Raw genomic sequence first — 16,134 nt, 5'->3', positions numbered from 1 at the left:
CAACATCAATTGAATAGACTGGATACCAAGATGGCTTTGCTTGAAGTGAAAGACCTGAAGGTTCGTGTCGAGGAGCGTGAGATCCTCCACGGGCTGACGCTGACCGTGAACGAGGGCGAGGTGCACGCGATCATGGGGCCGAACGGCTCCGGCAAGTCGACGCTCTCGCACGTCATCGCCGGCAAGCCCGGCTACGAGGTCACCGACGGCCAGATCCTGTTCAAGGGCGAGGACCTCCTCGAGATGGATCCGGACGAGCGCGCCGCCAAGGGCGTGTTCCTGGCGTTCCAGTATCCGGTCGAGATTCCCGGCGTCGCCACCATGACGTTCCTGCGCACCGCGCTGAACGCGCAGCGCAAGGCGCGCGGCGAGAGCGAATATTCGACCCCGGATTTCCTGAAGAAGGTGCGCGAAGTCTCGAAGTCGCTGAACATCCCGCAGGACATGCTCAAGCGTGGCGTGAACGTCGGCTTCTCCGGCGGCGAGAAGAAGCGCAACGAGGTGCTGCAGATGGCACTGTTCGAGCCCAGCCTGTGCATCCTCGACGAGATGGATTCCGGCCTCGACATCGACGCGCTGCGCATCGCGGCGGACGGCGTCAACGCGCTGCGCTCGCCGGGGCGTGCGATGGTCGTCATCACCCACTATCAGCGGCTGCTGAACTACATCGTGCCCGATTTCGTGCACGTGATGTCGAAGGGCCGTGTCGTGAAGAGCGGCGGCAAGGATCTGGCGCTGGAGCTGGAAGCGTCCGGCTACGCCCAGTTCGAGGATGCCGCGTAAGGAATTTTGCGATGAACGTTGCTGTGGCAAAGACCGGGAACGGCCGCGCGGTGAGCGATCTCTTCGCCAGCGCCGAAGGCCGCCTGCCGGGTTCGCCGTCCGTGATCGCGGTGCGCCGCGAGGCGTTCGAGACCTATGAGCGTCTCGGCCTGCCGCACCGCCGGATCGAGGAATGGAAATACACCGATCTCCGCGCGCTGGTCGGCGAGGTGCTGCCGCTGGCGGCCAGTCCCGATGCCGCCGCGCTGAAGCGCGCCGCGGAGGCGGTCAAGGCGCATGCGATCGCGGACGCCCGCAAGCTGGTGCTGGTCGACGGCGTGTTCGCGGCCGATCTGTCTGACCTGAAGGCGCTCGCGTCCGAGATCAGCGTCAAGACGCTGCGTGAGGTCCTGGCGAACGAAGCCAATCCCGCCGCCGGCGATCTCCTCCAGACTGCGTCGACCGATGCGGTCATCTCGCTCAATGCGGCCATGGCGACGGACGGCGTCGTGGTCTCGGTGGCTGACGGCACCCATTTGTCTGCGCCGATCCAGGTCATTCATGTCGCGACCGCGGCGGGTGCGTCCGCGTTCACCCGCTCGCATCTGCGGATTGGCAAAGGCGTGCGCGCCACTGTCGTAGAGAGCTTCGTCGCAGCCGGAAAGGCCGGCGGCTACCAGGTCAACGATGCGGTGATCCTCTGGGTCGGCGACGACGCCGACATCGCGCATATCCGCCTGATGGACGATGCGCCCGATGCGGTGAACGTCTCGTCGCACTTCGTCACTGTCGGCGCCAATGTGAAGTTGAACTTCTTCAACATGACGACCGGCGCGGCGGTCAGCCGCCTGCAGGGCTTCATTACGTTCTCGGGCGAGGGCAGCGAGCTCTCGGCCAATGGCGTGAACCTGCTGCAGAAGACGGAGCATGGCGACACCACGCTGGTGGTCGACCATGCGGTGCCGAACTGCGTCAGCCGCGAGACCTTCCGCGCCGTGATCGACGATCGCGCCCATTCGGTGTTCCAGGGCCGCATCATCGTCCGTCCCGACGCGCAGAAGACCGACGGCAAGATGATGACCCGTGCGCTTCTGCTCTCGGACGAGGCCGAGGCGGACAACAAGCCCGAGCTGGAAATCTTTGCCGACGACGTCTCCTGCGGCCACGGTGCCACCGCCGGCGCGCTGGACGACAGCCTCTTGTTCTATCTGAAGGCGCGCGGCCTGCCGGAGAAGCAGGCCCAGGCGCTGCTGATCCAGGCCTTCGTCGGCGAGGCCATCGAGCAGATCGCCGATGACGGTCTGCGCGAGCACGTGATCGGCATCGCCGAGCGCTGGCTGGAGCGGCGGTCATGAGCACGCATCCGGCGGTCAAGAACGGCGCCTATGACGTCGCGCGCGTGCGCCAGGACTTTCCGGCGCTCGCGATGCAAGTTTACGGCAAGCCGCTCGTCTATCTCGACAACGCTGCCTCTGCGCAGAAGCCGCAGTCTGTGCTCGATCGCATGACGCAGGCCTATACGAGCGAATACGCCAACGTGCATCGCGGCCTGCACTACCTCGCCAATGCCGCAACGGAAGCCTATGAGGGCGGCCGCGCCAAGGTCGCGCAGTTCATCAATGCGTCGCGCACCGAGGAAGTGATTTTTACCCGCAACGCGACTGAGGCGATCAATCTGGTCGCCTCGTCCTGGGGCGGTCCGAACATCGGTGACGGCGACGAGATCGTCATCTCGATCATGGAGCACCATTCCAACATCGTGCCGTGGCACTTCCTCAGGGAACGCCAGGGCGCCGTGATCAAGTGGGCGCCGGTCGACGACGAGGGTAATTTCCTCATCGACGAGTTCGAGAAGCTGCTGACGTCGAAGACCAAGCTGGTTGCGATCACGCAGATGTCGAATGCGCTCGGCACCATCGTGCCGGTCAAGGACGTCGTCAGAATCGCCCATGCCCGCGGCATTCCCGTGCTGGTCGACGGCAGCCAGGGCGCGGTGCATATTCCGGTCGACGTCCAGGACATCGGCTGCGATTTTTACGTCTTCACCGGTCACAAGGTCTATGGTCCGACCGGCATCGGCGTGCTCTGGGCCAAGTACGATCACCTGGTCGCAATGCGTCCCTTCAACGGTGGCGGCGAGATGATCCGCGAAGTGTCGCGCGAGGTCGTCACCTATGGCGATCCGCCGCACAAGTTCGAGGCCGGTACGCCCGCGATCGTCGAGGCCGTCGGCCTTGGTGCGGCCATCGACTACGTCAATTCGATCGGCAAGGAGCGCATCGCCGCGCACGAGCACGATCTCGTCACCTACGCCCAGGATCGCTTGCGCGAGATCAACTCGCTGCGGCTGATCGGCACGGCGCGCGGCAAGGGCCCGGTGATCTCGTTCGAGCTCAAGGGTGCCCATGCCCACGACGTCGCGACCGTGATCGACCGCCAGGGCATCGCGGTGCGCGCCGGCACCCATTGCGTCATGCCGCTTTTAGAGCGGTTCAACGTCACGGCCACATGCCGGGCCTCGTTCGGCATGTATAATACGCGGGAAGAAGTCGATCATCTGGCACAGGCGCTGCTGAAGGCGCGGGATTTGTTCGCATGAGTGACACGGCCGAAATCAAAGCCAATCCGATGGAGACCCATTCGGCTCTGCCGCCGGAGGAGACCGAGCGGTTGACCCGCGAGATCATTGCCGGGCTCAAGACCGTGTTCGACCCGGAAATCCCCGCCGACATCTACGAGCTTGGCCTGATCTACAAGGTCGAGATCAAGGACGACCGCTCCGTCGACGTGCAGATGACGCTGACGACGCCGAACTGTCCGGCCGCCGGCGAGCTGCCGACCATGGTCGAGAACGCGGTCGCCAGCGTCCCCGGCGTCGGCGTCGTGGACGTCAAGGTCGTCTGGGAGCCGCCGTGGTCGCCCGAGCGCATGAGCGACGAGGCTCGCCTCGTGCTCAACATGTGGTGACGGTCTCAACGCGCATTGAATTCGTTCTGCAACGGACCACATAAATAACATGACCCAGGCAACACCAGCATCCTCACCAAAACCCCGGCGGCCGCGCCCGCAGGTGATGCGGCTGACGGATGCCGCTGCCCAGCGCATCACCGAGCTGACCCAGCGCGCCGATTCCGAGATCGTGGGCCTGCGCGTCGGCGTGAAGAACGGCGGTTGCGCCGGTCAGTCCTACACGGTCGAATACGCCCACGAGATCCGCCCGACCGACGAGGTCGTCGAGGACAAGGGCGTCAAGATCCTGGTCGATCCCAAGGCCGTGCTGTTCCTGCTCGGCACCGAGATGGACTACAAGGCCGACAAGATGCAGGCCCAGTTCGTCTTCAACAACCCCAACCAGGTCTCCGCCTGCGGCTGCGGCGAGTCGGTCGAGCTGCGGCCGGCGAAGATCGACGGGTAAGCCCGGCTCTTTCCAATCACACCGCTGTCGTCCCGGCGCAGGCCGGGACCCATACCGCGTGATGCCTCGATCATGGGAGGTATCCGTACCGCGTGGCGCAACTTCTGATCTTCGCTAAACTCCCACCTGGGGGTACGGGTCCCGGCCTGCGCCGGGACGACCCTGCGGAGAGACTTCGGCCATGGACCGCGAATTCCTGATCGACCTGTTCGCCGATTTCGGTCCCGTCACCATCCGAAAGATGTTCTCCGGCTACGGCATCTCCGCCGACGGCACCAACTTTGCCCTGTCGCTGCGCGCCGGCCTGTTCTTCCGCGCCGACGAGGTGACCATCCCGGATTTTGAAGCCGAAGGTTCAAAACCGTTCCAGTACGCGACCCGCGCCAAGACCGTGGTGGTCAACTCCTACTGGGAGTTGCCGGCACGCCTGTTCGACGATTCCGCAGAGCTGGCGCAATGGGCTAGGGCGGCGCTCGCCGCCGCCCAGCGCGCCAAGGTGAAGAAGCGCCCGAAGGGGAAGAAGGCGGCGAGCAAGCCTGCGAAGAAGGCGGCGCCGAAGAAGGCTGCAGCCAAGAAGCGGTCGGCCCACAAGGCAGCCAAGAAGACGGTGCGGTAGGGTGAGCAAAGCGGAGTGTGCCCACGATTAGGATTGTCATCGCGAGAAGTCGTGGGCACGGCGCGATGCGCCTTTGCCCACCCTACGGGACCTGAGAATTAGTCCGCGGCCTTTGTCAGGCCGACCCTCATGTCCTTGGCCGTGAAGACGCAGACGCCGTCCGCAAGCACGCGGCCGTCGGCGATCCCGAGCACCAGTTTGCCGCGCCGGACCATGCGCATCGCGACTTCGTAGCGCACGCTCTTTGTGTCGGGCGTGATCGTGCCCGTGCACTCCACGTCGCCGACGCCGATGGCGCGGCCCTTGCCCGGCCAGCCGAGCCAATAGCCGACCATCTGCCACATGGCGTCGAGGCCCAGAGAAGGCGGCATCATCGCGTCACCGCGAAAATGGCAATCGAAGAACCAGTGGCCTGGCGTGATCCCAGTTCGCCGACGATATGGCCCTTGCCGAATTCGCCGCCGTCGAGGCTGATCTCGGTGATGCGGTCCATCATCAGCATCGGCGGGGCCGGCAATTGCGCATTGCCCGGGCCGAAGTAGCCGCCTTCGCTCGATCTCAGCAGCTCGTCTCTGGTGTACGACGGTTGCGGCGTATGGAAGTCATGGGGATTGGGCACGGCGACAAGTCCTCGCGGGCGGGTGCGGGGGGCCGAAATTGCAGCCTCAGAAGTTGTTCGCCCTGGAAGAATGTCAAGCGGCGGCGCCGTAGGGTGGGCAAAGGGAAGCGTGCCCACCAACGGACATCGCTCCATCGGAGGCATTGCTGGTGGGCACGGCGCTGCGCGCCTTTGCCCACCCTACGGCAGTTGCTGAAAACCTATGCCACCCGGCTGTGGCTCTCGACCGCGAATTCCGGATCGGCTTCGCAGATCACGCGGTTGCGGCCGTTGCGCTTGGCGGCGTAGAGGCAGGCGTCCGCACGCTCGATCAGCGCGTCGGTGTCGTCGCCCTGCTTGAGCATGGAAACGCCGACGGAGATGGTGACGCGGCCGAGAATCTCGCCGGTCGATTTCTTCTTCAATTCCTTCGCCATCACCGCGCGGCGGATGTGATCGGCGACGGTGAGGGCCTGGCGCAGCGCGGTGTTGGGCAGCACCACCGCGAATTCCTCGCCGCCGTAACGGGCGGTGATGTCCTGGCCCTTGATGGTCTGCTTCAGCGACAGGCCGACGAGCCGCAGCACCTGGTCGCCGGTGAGATGGCCGTAGGAATCGTTGAACGACTTGAAGTGATCGATGTCGAACAACAGCAGCGACAGCGGTTCGCCCGAGGCGAGCGCACTCTGTACCGCCATGCCGATCATGCGGTCGAAATATTTGCGGTTGCCGAGGCCCGTGAGCGGGTCGGTCAGGCTTTCGGCGCGGATCGCCTCGAGGCTCTGCTGGAGATTGCTGATCTCGTTCTTCGACAGCGTCAGCCGGTCTTCGAGCGCCTTGTTGGTCTCGCGCATCTCACTGGTCGAACGTATCAGCGTCTCGACGATCGCCTTGATCTGCTCGCGGCTCTTGGCCGACGACAGCTTCTCGGATGCGCCCGACAGGCTGGCATCGTAGGAGCCGGTCATCCCGAGCGCATCGCTGAGCACCCGCATCACGTCGTCGATCTCGCCGATGACGCGCGCGCCGACCTTGTCGATGCGGTCGGTGGTCTTGATGTGGGAGAGGTAGGTCTCGTAGATCTGCTCGAGATCGGCTTCGGTCAGCTTGCCGTGGCGCGCCAGCGTCTCGTTGACGATCTTGTTGAGCGGCGCGTTGTAGCCGGTGGCGTAGACGTACCAGATCTCATAATTGCGGGGGATTGCGGTTTGGCGGAGCGAGCGGATCTGGCCGAGCGCCACTTCGGCGAACGCCATCGTGCGTTCGTGTTCGTCGAGAACCTTGACCACGGAACATACCCCACAGCGGTCGGTGCGCCATCGACCGCAGCAATGCTTAAATTATGTTCGTAGGCTAACGGACGATTGTGAACGCCCCGTAAATATACGTTCACGAATGCGTCTGAAAAATTGTGCGGCAGTCTGTCTCAACCAGCCGGAAGCGCGTCGCGCTTCAGGCGCCTGCGGGGGAGCGAACCGGCCGCAACAGGAACGCCGGCAGGTGCGAGTGATCGCCCGGCTCGGTGTCGACCTCGCGCTGGCGGCGCGGCTCGGGACGGCCGATCGACGGCACATGCGAATTGTTGGCCTGCGCCCGCGCACCATGACGCGGTTCGGATGATGGCCTGGCTTCGCGCGGAGGCCTTGCCTCGCGTGCAGGCCTCGCCTCGGCGGCGGGCCGTGCTTCCGCCGAGTGCCTTGCCTCGCCACGCGCTTCGCGCGGCTCGTGGCTGCGCTCACGATCGCGGCCGCCGCGTTGCGGCTTGCCGCGTCCGCCACGCGAACGCTCACGGCCGCGCTGCTCGCGCGGACGATCGGCCGCATCGCCGGCTTCTGCGTGCACTTCGTAATCGCCTTCGGCGCGCGGAATGCTCTGGCCGATCAGCTTCTCGATCGCCACCATCGACTTCTGGTCGAGCGGCGTCACGATCGAGATCGCGGTGCCGGTGCGGCCAGCGCGGCCGGTGCGGCCGATGCGGTGGACATAGTCGTCGGCGTGGTGGGGAACGTCGAAATTGAAGACGTGGCTGACCTCGGGAATGTCGAGGCCGCGGGCGGCGACGTCGGAGGCGACGAGGAGCGGCAGCTCGCCCTTGCGGAACTGGTCGAGCGCGGCCATGCGGGCCGGCTGGTCCATGTCGCCATGCAGCGCGCCGACGCTGAAGCCGTGCTTCTGGAGCGATTTGTGAACGATCGCGACCTCGCGCTTGCGATTGCAGAAGATGATCGCGTTCTTGAGATCCTTGGCCTCGCGCAGCAGGCGGCGAAGCAATTCGCGCTTCTCATGCGCTTCGCGTCCGGCGGGCACCTGGGCCTGGGTCACGGTGACGGCGGTGGTGGCGGGCCGGGAGACTTCGACCTTCTGCGGATTGTGCAGGAAGGCCTCGGTGATGCGCCGGATTTCCGGCGGCATGGTCGCAGTGAAGAACAAGGTCTGCCGGGTGAAGGGGACGAGCTTGCAGATGCGCTCGATGTCGGGAATGAAGCCCATGTCCAGCATGCGGTCGGCTTCGTCGATGACGAGCAGCTCGACGCCGGTGAGCAGGAGACCGCCGCGCTCGGTATGGTCGAGCAGGCGGCCCGGGGTTGCGATCAGCACGTCGACGCCGCGCATCAGCTTGGCATCCTGGTCGCCGAAGGAGACGCCGCCGATCAGGAGGGCGACGTTGAGCTTCTGGCCGGCGCCGTAGCGGTCGAAGTTTTCCTTCACCTGCGCCGCGAGCTCGCGGGTCGGCTCGAGGATCAGCGTGCGCGGCATCCGCGCCCGGGCTCTGCCCTTCTCGAGGATGGTGAGCATCGGCAGCACGAAGGCCGCGGTCTTGCCGGTGCCGGTCTGGGCGATGCCGAGCACGTCCTTGCGCGCGAGGACGTGGGGGATCGCCTGTTCCTGAATGGGGGTGGGGTTGGTGTAACCGGTGGCCGCCACTGCGGCGAGGACTTTTTCGGACAGTCCGAGATCTGAAAAGGACATTGAGCCTCTGGTCGAAACCGCCGTTCGGAATCGAGGGTAATAAGGCTGGTCGCGTTCCACCCCGAAACGGCGCGCTCTCAAAGAAGCTGGGGGTGCTGACTCACGCGAACAAAGCGCAAGGCCCAGGAATCGCTCTTCGATCTGAGCCGCGTCGCCCCGGAACATAGGCGGGAATTGGCCAAAGTCAATGGAGCAGGCGCGGGAAGGCCCTAAAAACCCTGAGGTTTTTACCAAATCCCGGGCCTGGCTGGGGTTTTCCGCCTCGATCCTGGGCCGGGCGGCGGTCACCGGGAGGACCGGCTAATGCCCTTCGGAACCCTGGGCCCGGAAGTCGCCAGGGGCCATGCCGTAGGCGGCGTTGAAGACCCGGTAATAGGTCGCCAGGCTCTCGAAGCCGCAGGACGTCGCGATGTCGGCGATCAGCCGGTCCGGCGCCTCGCGCATCAGGCGGCGGCTCTGCTTGAGGCGCTCGTCGGTCACGGTCTGCGAAAAGCTCCTCTCGGCGGCCTCGAACAGCATATGCAGGTGCCGGACGGACACACCGAGCAGATCGGCGACCTTTACCGGCGCGAGGTTCGGGTCTTGCAGGTGGCGCGCGATCAGGCGCCGTGCCTGCGACAGGCGGGCTGTCCGCAGGGCAGCCTGTCCGAGCCGGCTACCCGGCCGCACGATTCCGCGCTCGATCAGTGCCAGATGCGCCAGAGCCTGCACCAGGCAGGCCTGAGCCAAGGAGGAGGCCTGGGCGCCGTTGGCCCCGTCGTCAGCTGCGGCGACCTCATCGAGATCGGCAAAGCAGGCCCCGAGCAGGGGTGCCAGGCCGGGATCGTTGAACGTGCGAGCCGACAGCTCGCGCATCCGCTTGTCCTGCGCCGGGATTTTGCTCACAGGGATCTTCAGGATCCGCAGATGGAAGCCGCCGTCCCCGAGCGGGACGGTGCGATAGGGCAGGTCGGTATGGCTGGTGGCGAAGCTGCCATTGGCGATCGAAAAATCGCTGCCGCGCATGCCGCCGAACCAGCCGCCGCTGCCGAGCTGCTGGTAGACGCAGATGCTGTCGCTGGGCGCGTGGGCGATGTCGGAGGCGCTGCGCTCGACCGTGTAGTGCGAGGCCTTCAGCTCGACGAGGCCGGCGCCGCCGAGCTGGCGCAGCGAGAATTCGCCGTAGAAGTCCGCGCGTCGCTCGCGCTCCAGTTCGGCGGTGACGCCGAACAGGCCCTTGGACCGGACTTCGCGCCAATAGTCGAAGCGGTCATGCGGCTCGACCTCGTCGGTACACCAGCGATACACGGCAGTCCCTCGCGCCCGGTGCGATGGCCCGGGAAAACTAAGAAGAAGCAGATTCCGAGGGAATCTGCCATAGGCCAGACGATGGAACCGAAGAGGCGCTGTTGAACCGTCGCTGCGGCTGGGCCGACTATCACATCAACGGCAGGGGTTCCGACCAGCGAGGCCGTTCTATAACGGGATGTTAGCGATGACGCGTCGGCTTTTCAGAATTCTGGCGGCCCTCGGCCTCGCGGCTGGCCTTTGCGGCATCGCGCTGCCAGCTCACGCCGCGAAGCGCGTCGCGCTCGTCGTCGGCAACAACGATTACAAGAACGTGCCGAAGCTGCTCAAGGCGGTCAACGACGCCCGCACCATGGGCGACACGCTGAAGCAGCTCGGCTTCTCCGTGATGGTCGCCGAGAACCAGAGCCGCCAGCAATTCTCCGAGACGCTGCTCGCCTTCGACCGGACCGTCGAGCCCGGCGACACCGCGTTCTTCTTCTACGCCGGCCACGGTTTCGAGATCGCGGGCCAGAACTATCTGCTGCCGACCGACGTGCCGGCGGCGACGGAAGGACAGGAAGAGCTGGTGCGCGACGCCTCGATCCTGGCCGACCGTATCGTCGAGCGCCTCCAGAACAAGAAGGCACGGACCTCGATCCTGGTGTTCGACGCCTGCCGCAACAATCCGTTCGAACGATCAGGCACGCGCGCGGTTGCCGGCGGCGGCGGGCTCGCGCCGATGACGCAGCTGCCCGAAGGCGTGTTCTCTGTGTTCTCGGCAGGGCCCCGGCAGACCGCGCTCGATCGCCTGTCCAACGACGACGCCAATCCCAATTCGGTGTTCACGCGCACTTTCGCCAAGCAGCTGCTCGAACCCGGCGAGAACCTCGTGCAGGTGGCGCAGCGCACCCGCCGTCTCGTCAGCGAGATGGCCGACACCGTCAGGCACAAGCAGGTGCCGGTCTATTTCGACCAGATGGTCGATGACGTTTTCCTGAGCGGCATCGCCAAGGACGCGGCCGCCGCGCGCCCGGCCGACCCGCCGCCCCAGAAGGTGGCGGCGCTGCCGCCGGTGTCAGTGCCGCGCGTGAAGGAGGAAACCACCAACGCGCCGATCGCGAGCTTCTCGCGCCACAATGGCGGCTGGAGCGTGGTGTTCTCCTTCGCCGATCCGACGCTCGGTATTTCCTGGCGCATGGCAGGCAACAGCGATTTCCGCGAGACCGGCTTCATCGACACGCTCGATCCGCGCACGCGCAAGCGGATGCCGAACCCGTCGATCGAGCTGCCGCCTGATGCTGTGGCCGGCACCATCGAGGTCCGCTATGTCGATCAGGCCGGCGACATGCAGGGGCCGTTCCCGATCAGGTTCGATCCCGAGGCCGCGCTGATCCGCGACCAGCGCAAGATCCTCGACATGACTGCGACGAGCTGGCTGTCATTCCGCGAGTTCAACGGGCTATTGGTCTATTACACGCATCTCGTCTCGTATCGCTGCGCGATCCGCGAAGTGCGCATCGGTATCGACACCGCCGTGCCCAATCAGGTGCTGAAGATGCCGAATTGCGACATGCGCGATCCCAGCGCGATCAGCGCCGGCATGCCGCTCTACATGAAGCTCGCCCCGGCCACGCAGTTCGTCTCGGTGGAGCTGACCTATCGCGACGGCAGCGTCTCGGAGATCAAGAGTTTTCGCACCGCGAACCGCAGCAACAATTGAGCGATCCGGTGGGAGTGGGCGGGCGCGCCTCCGCTACGCTTGTCGCTTCCGGATGAAGCGCTTGATCGACTCAACGGCCTCCATCAACGGGGGCGTCAGCGAGAAGAACGCGCCCATGGCGATCGAGATGACGACGTGGCGGAGCAGGAGCTTCTCCTGCTCCTCGAACGGATAGCCGTTCTGGTTGATGGGCACCGTCGCAAGCGTGCCGGTCGGGCCCGGGTCGGGGGTCCGCGGCTTGCGTGGTGGGATCATGATCACGACGAAAAGTACGTTGATCAGGATCCAGACGCCGAGCAGTATGAGGATCGTCTGCACTGCAATTTCCTGAAGGCAAACCGAATTTTGCAGAAACGCTAACGGGCATTCGCAACCGCGGCAAATTAAACTTGCTTGCTGCACCGCACAGAAAACTTAAGTCGTAAATGAGGGCGGCCCTTGAACCCGGGTTCCTCCGTAAAAGTCCGGTGTTGTGTCGTCGGCGGCGGGCCGGCCGGCATGATGCTCGGCTATCTCCTCGGGCGTGCCGGCATCGACGTCGTGGTGCTGGAGAAGCACGCGGATTTCTTCCGCGACTTTCGCGGCGACACCGTGCATCCCTCGACGCTTCAGGTGATGGACGAGCTCGGCCTGATCGACGGCTTCCTGAAGCTGCCGCATCAACGCTTGCAGAAGATGGACGGACTGTTCGGCGGCACGCCGGTGCGGATCGCCGATCTCGGCCGGCTGCACACCAAGTACCCGTTCATCGCCTTCATGCCGCAATGGGACTTCCTGAATTTCCTGCGCGAAGAGGGCCGGCGCTTCGCCTCGCTCAAGGTCATGATGACCGAAGCCGTCGACCTGATCCGCCGCGGCGACACCATCGCCGGCGTGCGGGCGAAGACGCCGGACGGCATCATCGACATCGAGGCCGATCTCACCATCGCCTGCGACGGCCGGCATTCGACGGTGCGCGAGCGCGCCGGCCTCGAGGTCGAGGAGATCGGCGCGCCGATGGACGTGCTGTGGTTCCGCGCCGGCCGCAAGGCTGACGAGACCGAGAACCTGTTTGCGCGCATCGAGCCCGGCAAGATGATGATCACCTTCGATCGCGGCGACTACTGGCAATGCGCCTATGTCATCGCCAAGGGGCAGCACGATGCGGTGAAGGCGAGGGGATTGCAGGCGCTGCTCGACGACGTCGTGCGCATGGCACCGATCCTCAGGTCCGGCATTGCCGAGGTGAAGAGCTTTGACGACGTCAAGCTGCTCACAGTCGCGATCAACCGCCTCAAGCGCTGGACGCAGCCTGGCCTGCTTCTCATCGGCGATGCCGCGCATGCGATGTCGCCGGTCGGCGGCGTCGGCGTCAATCTCGCCGTGCAGGACGCGGTCGCAACTGCCAATCTGCTCGCGGACAAGCTCCAGCGCGGCTGCCCGACCGAGGATGAGCTCGACGCCGTGCGCCGCCGGCGCGAGTTTCCGGTGAGGATGACGCAACGCATGCAGATGGTCGTGCAGAACAACATCATCAGCGGCGCCTTGCAGAGCGGCGAGCGTCCGCTGAAGGTGCCGCTGATCGTGCGCCTCATCACCGCGCTGCCGTGGCTGCAGGGCATTCCGGCGCGGCTGATCGGGCTCGGTGTGCGGCCCGAGCACGTGCAGTCGAAGGCCGCGCCGGCATCGTGAGCGCTGCAATTCGGTAGGGATAATGTCGCGTTAAATCGCGCGTGATGCGTTGCGTGCCTGCAACAGCACGCGCGGATTCACGAGCCGCAATTTGCCAATCCGGCGTCTTAACTTTCTTGATTCAAATTTGAGTAAGAGTTGCGTGTGAGCGTGCGCCCATCAAAGGACACGGGGTGTACCATGCGTAACAAGTTGATTGCTGCCTTCGCCTGCACGAGCGCTCTGGTTTCGACCGGCGCCGCGTCCGCCGCCGATCTCGGTGCGCGCTACACGAAGGCGCCCGCCTATGTCGAGCCGCTGTTCAACTGGACCGGTTTCTATGTCGGCGGCCACATCGGCGGCGCATGGACCAACGAGCAGTTCATCAACAACGGCACTGGCGCGGCGTTCGGCGATTTGCTTCCGGGCGAGGGCTATCGTCAGCGCGGATCCGGAATCATGGGCGGCGCCCAGATCGGCTACAACTGGCAGGCCAACAACTACGTGTTCGGCATGGAAGGCACCATCTCCGGCCTCGACAACAAGGGCACGGTCGTGAACACCGCCTTCGCTCCGGCGAACGACGTGTTCTCCTGGCGCGCCAATGTACTGGTGACGGTCGTCGGTCGCGCCGGCTTCGCCGTGCAGAACAACCTCTTCTACATCAGGGGCGGCTACGCGGGCGTCAACAACCGGCTCTCGGTCACCGATCCGGTTGTGACGGCGACGGGCGGTCAGACTCACTGGGCCAATGGCTGGACCGTCGGCGCCGGCTGGGAGTACGGCGTGACCCGCAACTGGATCGTCGGCCTCGAATACAACTACGCGGCCTTCGGCAGCCAGACCTATCAGCTCGGCGGCCTCGCGGGTAACTACACCTTCGATGCCAAGCCGCGCGACATACAGTGGGCCGTCGTGCGTGCGAGCTACAAGTTCGACGCACCGGTCATCGGGCGCTACTGAGCAACGAACGACCAATCAGCAAAAGAAGACGATCACTGCCAAATTCAAAGCCCCGGCATCGCCGGGGCTTCTTTTTTGCCTGCACTGAGTGCGTGTCTCAGGCCATCACCGAGAATCCGCCATCGACAGGGATCGCAGTGCCCGTGACGAAGTTGGACGCCGGCGAAGCAAGGAACACCGCGATGCCTGCGAAGTCGTCGATGTCGCCCCAGCGGCCGGCAGGCGTGCGCGCCAGCACGCGCTCGTGCAATCCGGCCACCTGTTGCCGCGCGCCGCGGGTGAGGTCGGTGTCGATCCAGCCCGGCAGGATGGCGTTGACCTGGATGTTGTCGGGTGCCCAGGCATTGGCGCAGGCGCGCGTGTACTGCACGATGCCGCCCTTGCTCGCCGCATAGGCGGTCGCAAAGCTCGCGCCGAAGATCGACATCATCGAGCCGATATTGATCACCTTGCCGTTGCCGGAGGCCTTCAGCGCCGGATAGGCCAGCTTCGAGCACACGAAGGCGCTGGTGAGGTTGGTGTCGATCACCTTGTTCCACTCGTCGAGCTCGAGCTCGTGCGGCGGCTTGCGGATGCTCATGCCGGCGTTGTTGATGAGGATGTCGATGCGGCCGAATTCCTTGAGGACGCGGTCGATCATGGCGGCGACCGCCGCCTTGTCGGTGACGTCGGTGGCGACGGCAATCGCCTTCACGCCACGCTGCCTGAGATCGGCAACGGCCGCGGCCGACTTGGCTTCGTTGCGTCCGACCACGGCGATATCGGCGCCGGCATCGGCAAGTCCGTGCGCCAGGCCAAGCCCGATGCCGCCATTGCCTCCTGTGACGACCGCGACCTTGCCGCGAAGATCGAACCGGTTGGATGTCATGCTGTATTCCCTGGTTTCTTCTATTGGTTGCTCTGCCAGATCAGCACCAGTCCGAACCCGGCCATGGCTGCGCCATAGCCGGCCCATTGCAACTGGTTGACCATGAAGCTCGATCGCGGCCAGGGAATGGTGCCTGTGCCCTGTCCGATCCAGAGCAGGCCGACGGCAGTCGCAAACAGGCCTGCCACAAGCAGAAATCTGCGCATGCATTCCCTCCCGTCGGTCTGGTTCTGTCGCGGTCCACGGCATCAACGATGACCGCAGCCACGAAAGCTTGGTGCCAGACTAGCCGTAGCTTCGGTTCGGAGACAATGGGCAGGGGATGCAGACCACCGGGAGGACGCATGTGCTGCGCAAGGTGATCCCACAACGAAAAAGCCCCGGACGATGCCGGGGCTTTGACGTCTGAATGTGAGATCAGATCAGTACTTGGCGACGACCGGACCGGTCCAGTTGAAGCGGTAGACCAGCGAGGTCGAGATCGTCTGGTTCCAGCTGTTGGCGCGGATGCTGTTGGCGAGCGGCACGTTGCCGACGTCGGACAGCTCGGTCTGGGTCTTGGCGTTGTAGAAGGCCGAACGATACTCGGTCTTCATGAACCAGCCGGGCGAGGTGATGCCGAAGATGTTCAGGCTGTTCTCGACGCCGCCGCCGATGAACCAGCCGTTGCGGTTGTAGCTGCCGAGGTGAGCACCGGCCGGCACGCCAGCCAGGGTCAGGAAGTTGGTCTGGCCGAAGTGAGCGCCGGAGTAACCGCCGTTGACGTAGGAGAGAACGTTCGGGGCGACCAGCCAGCCGAGGCGAACACCAGCGGCCCAGGAGTCTTCCAGCTTCTGGTTGCCGGTCCAGCCGTTGATCGGATCCTGAACCGTGGCGCGGATGCTGCCGAACTGACCGTCAGCGAACACGCCGGCGACCCAGGTGCCGCTGAACTGCCAGTCGTAGCCGAGGCCGACGGTGCCGAACCAGCCCGAGCCACCCTGACGCTGGGTGATGGTCAGCGGAACAGCGCCGACCGTGGTCTGGACAGACTGGTCGGCGTTGGAGAGGCCACCGCCGCCGCCGCCGAAGATGTAGAAGCCGGTCCAGTTGGCGACGGGAGCCGCCATCGGAGCCTTGACGTAGGGACGGGCCGCGAGGTCAGCCGCCGAGGCCGAACCGGTCATCGCCGCAACCGCGGTCAGAGCCAGCAAAATCTTCTTCATGATAAAATCCCCAACCTTGGTAGCAGGCGCGAGCGCACTGAAGTCCGTGTCATCTGATGCCCGGACTATAGACGTTTCCCGTCGAAAAGCTGTTGCGT

The 16,134-nt window shown here is 64.9% G+C and carries 16 protein-coding genes and 1 pseudogene; 9 read left to right on the top strand and 8 right to left on the bottom strand.

Annotation, left to right across the window (positions count from 1 at the left end; genetic code table 11):
- The first annotated feature begins 30 nt into the window (after positions 1-30).
- The 6 genes from sufC (at position 31) to QA649_RS25255 (ending at position 4,793) form a co-directional block, all read left to right on the top strand.
- A complete protein-coding gene (sufC, locus tag QA649_RS25280) occupies positions 31-783 on the top strand; it encodes a Fe-S cluster assembly ATPase SufC (protein ID WP_018641709.1) in 753 nt (250 codons plus the stop codon).
- Positions 784-794: 11 nt separating this feature from the next.
- Positions 795-2,117 carry a Fe-S cluster assembly protein SufD gene (gene sufD / locus QA649_RS25275; RefSeq protein WP_283019574.1) on the top strand — a complete coding sequence of 441 codons (1,323 nt, stop codon included), beginning with the start codon at positions 795-797 and terminating at the stop codon, positions 2,115-2,117.
- The gene (locus QA649_RS25270; protein ID WP_283019573.1) at positions 2,114-3,361 is read left to right on the top strand and encodes a cysteine desulfurase; all 1,248 of its coding nucleotides are present in this window, start codon (positions 2,114-2,116) and stop codon (positions 3,359-3,361) included. Before sufD ends, QA649_RS25270 begins: the two co-directional genes overlap by 4 nt.
- On the top strand, positions 3,358-3,729 hold the full coding sequence (locus tag QA649_RS25265; RefSeq protein WP_018641712.1) for an SUF system Fe-S cluster assembly protein: 372 nt from the start codon (positions 3,358-3,360) through the stop codon (positions 3,727-3,729). The genes QA649_RS25270 and QA649_RS25265 overlap by 4 nt, the downstream gene beginning before the upstream one ends.
- Positions 3,730-3,778: 49 nt before the next feature.
- Complete coding sequence (locus tag QA649_RS25260) at positions 3,779-4,177, top strand: iron-sulfur cluster assembly accessory protein (protein ID WP_026311794.1); 399 nt, start codon at positions 3,779-3,781, stop codon at positions 4,175-4,177.
- Between the two features lie 181 nt (positions 4,178-4,358).
- The gene (locus tag QA649_RS25255) at positions 4,359-4,793 is read left to right on the top strand and encodes a TfoX/Sxy family protein (protein ID WP_283019572.1); all 435 of its coding nucleotides are present in this window, start codon (positions 4,359-4,361) and stop codon (positions 4,791-4,793) included.
- A gap of 98 nt (positions 4,794-4,891) precedes the next feature.
- Here QA649_RS25255 and fabA read toward each other — a convergent pair.
- The 4 genes and pseudogenes from fabA to QA649_RS25235 form a co-directional block, all read right to left on the bottom strand.
- A pseudogene (fabA, locus tag QA649_RS25250) lies at positions 4,892-5,286 on the bottom strand (bifunctional 3-hydroxydecanoyl-ACP dehydratase/trans-2-decenoyl-ACP isomerase).
- Between the two features lie 326 nt (positions 5,287-5,612).
- Positions 5,613-6,680 (bottom strand): GGDEF domain-containing protein, encoded by a 1,068-nt coding sequence (locus QA649_RS25245; protein WP_283019571.1) that lies wholly within the window; start codon positions 6,678-6,680, stop codon positions 5,613-5,615.
- Between the two features lie 163 nt (positions 6,681-6,843).
- On the bottom strand, positions 6,844-8,361 hold the full coding sequence (locus QA649_RS25240; RefSeq protein WP_283019570.1) for a DEAD/DEAH box helicase: 1,518 nt from the start codon (positions 8,359-8,361) through the stop codon (positions 6,844-6,846).
- A gap of 300 nt (positions 8,362-8,661) precedes the next feature.
- A complete protein-coding gene (locus tag QA649_RS25235; RefSeq protein WP_283019569.1) occupies positions 8,662-9,648 on the bottom strand; it encodes a helix-turn-helix transcriptional regulator in 987 nt (328 codons plus the stop codon).
- Positions 9,649-9,835: 187 nt separating this feature from the next.
- Between QA649_RS25235 and QA649_RS25230 the strand changes: the two genes are divergently transcribed.
- On the top strand, positions 9,836-11,350 hold the full coding sequence (locus tag QA649_RS25230) for a caspase family protein (protein ID WP_283019568.1): 1,515 nt from the start codon (positions 9,836-9,838) through the stop codon (positions 11,348-11,350).
- Positions 11,351-11,383: 33 nt separating this feature from the next.
- Here the strand turns inward: QA649_RS25230 and QA649_RS25225 are convergent, their stop codons facing one another.
- The gene (locus tag QA649_RS25225) at positions 11,384-11,668 is read right to left on the bottom strand and encodes a hypothetical protein (protein WP_283019567.1); all 285 of its coding nucleotides are present in this window, start codon (positions 11,666-11,668) and stop codon (positions 11,384-11,386) included.
- 180 nt (positions 11,669-11,848) lie between these two features.
- Here QA649_RS25225 and QA649_RS25220 point away from each other — a divergent pair, with 180 nt between their 5' ends.
- Positions 11,849-13,021 (top strand): FAD-dependent oxidoreductase, encoded by a 1,173-nt coding sequence (locus QA649_RS25220; protein WP_283026092.1) that lies wholly within the window; start codon positions 11,849-11,851, stop codon positions 13,019-13,021.
- 180 nt (positions 13,022-13,201) lie between these two features.
- Positions 13,202-13,963: an outer membrane beta-barrel protein gene (locus QA649_RS25215; protein ID WP_283019565.1), complete on the top strand. Its 762-nt coding sequence runs from the start codon at positions 13,202-13,204 to the stop codon at positions 13,961-13,963.
- Positions 13,964-14,060: 97 nt separating this feature from the next.
- Here QA649_RS25215 and QA649_RS25210 read toward each other — a convergent pair whose 3' ends face one another.
- The 3 genes from QA649_RS25210 to QA649_RS25200 all read right to left on the bottom strand — a co-directional run bounded on the left by QA649_RS25210 (position 14,061) and on the right by QA649_RS25200 (position 16,036).
- On the bottom strand, positions 14,061-14,831 hold the full coding sequence (locus QA649_RS25210) for a glucose 1-dehydrogenase (protein WP_283019564.1): 771 nt from the start codon (positions 14,829-14,831) through the stop codon (positions 14,061-14,063).
- 20 nt (positions 14,832-14,851) lie between these two features.
- Positions 14,852-15,037 carry a hypothetical protein gene (locus tag QA649_RS25205; protein WP_061026783.1) on the bottom strand — a complete coding sequence of 62 codons (186 nt, stop codon included), beginning with the start codon at positions 15,035-15,037 and terminating at the stop codon, positions 14,852-14,854.
- Between the two features lie 216 nt (positions 15,038-15,253).
- Positions 15,254-16,036, bottom strand: coding sequence for a porin family protein (locus QA649_RS25200; RefSeq protein WP_283019563.1), 783 nt, complete (start codon positions 16,034-16,036; stop codon positions 15,254-15,256).
- Positions 16,037-16,134 lie beyond the last annotated feature (98 nt).

This window comes from Bradyrhizobium sp. CB1717, assembly GCF_029714325.1.
Classification (GTDB): domain Bacteria; phylum Pseudomonadota; class Alphaproteobacteria; order Rhizobiales; family Xanthobacteraceae; genus Bradyrhizobium.
This window is presented reverse-complemented; position numbering and strand designations above follow the sequence as displayed.

Coding starts and splice junctions, on each gene's coding strand:
- sufC (WP_018641709.1), top strand. CDS start 31: ATGGCTTTGCTTGAAGTGAAAGACCTGAAGGTTCGTGTCGAGGAGCGT.
- sufD (WP_283019574.1), top strand. CDS start 795: ATGAACGTTGCTGTGGCAAAGACCGGGAACGGCCGCGCGGTGAGCGAT.
- QA649_RS25270 (WP_283019573.1), top strand. CDS start 2,114: ATGAGCACGCATCCGGCGGTCAAGAACGGCGCCTATGACGTCGCGCGC.
- QA649_RS25265 (WP_018641712.1), top strand. CDS start 3,358: ATGAGTGACACGGCCGAAATCAAAGCCAATCCGATGGAGACCCATTCG.
- QA649_RS25260 (WP_026311794.1), top strand. CDS start 3,779: ATGACCCAGGCAACACCAGCATCCTCACCAAAACCCCGGCGGCCGCGC.
- QA649_RS25255 (WP_283019572.1), top strand. CDS start 4,359: ATGGACCGCGAATTCCTGATCGACCTGTTCGCCGATTTCGGTCCCGTC.
- QA649_RS25240 (WP_283019570.1), bottom strand. CDS start 8,361: ATGTCCTTTTCAGATCTCGGACTGTCCGAAAAAGTCCTCGCCGCAGTG.
- QA649_RS25230 (WP_283019568.1), top strand. CDS start 9,836: ATGACGCGTCGGCTTTTCAGAATTCTGGCGGCCCTCGGCCTCGCGGCT.
- QA649_RS25220 (WP_283026092.1), top strand. CDS start 11,849: ATGATGCTCGGCTATCTCCTCGGGCGTGCCGGCATCGACGTCGTGGTG.
- QA649_RS25215 (WP_283019565.1), top strand. CDS start 13,202: ATGCGTAACAAGTTGATTGCTGCCTTCGCCTGCACGAGCGCTCTGGTT.
- QA649_RS25210 (WP_283019564.1), bottom strand. CDS start 14,831: ATGACATCCAACCGGTTCGATCTTCGCGGCAAGGTCGCGGTCGTCACA.
- QA649_RS25205 (WP_061026783.1), bottom strand. CDS start 15,037: ATGCGCAGATTTCTGCTTGTGGCAGGCCTGTTTGCGACTGCCGTCGGC.
- QA649_RS25200 (WP_283019563.1), bottom strand. CDS start 16,036: ATGAAGAAGATTTTGCTGGCTCTGACCGCGGTTGCGGCGATGACCGGT.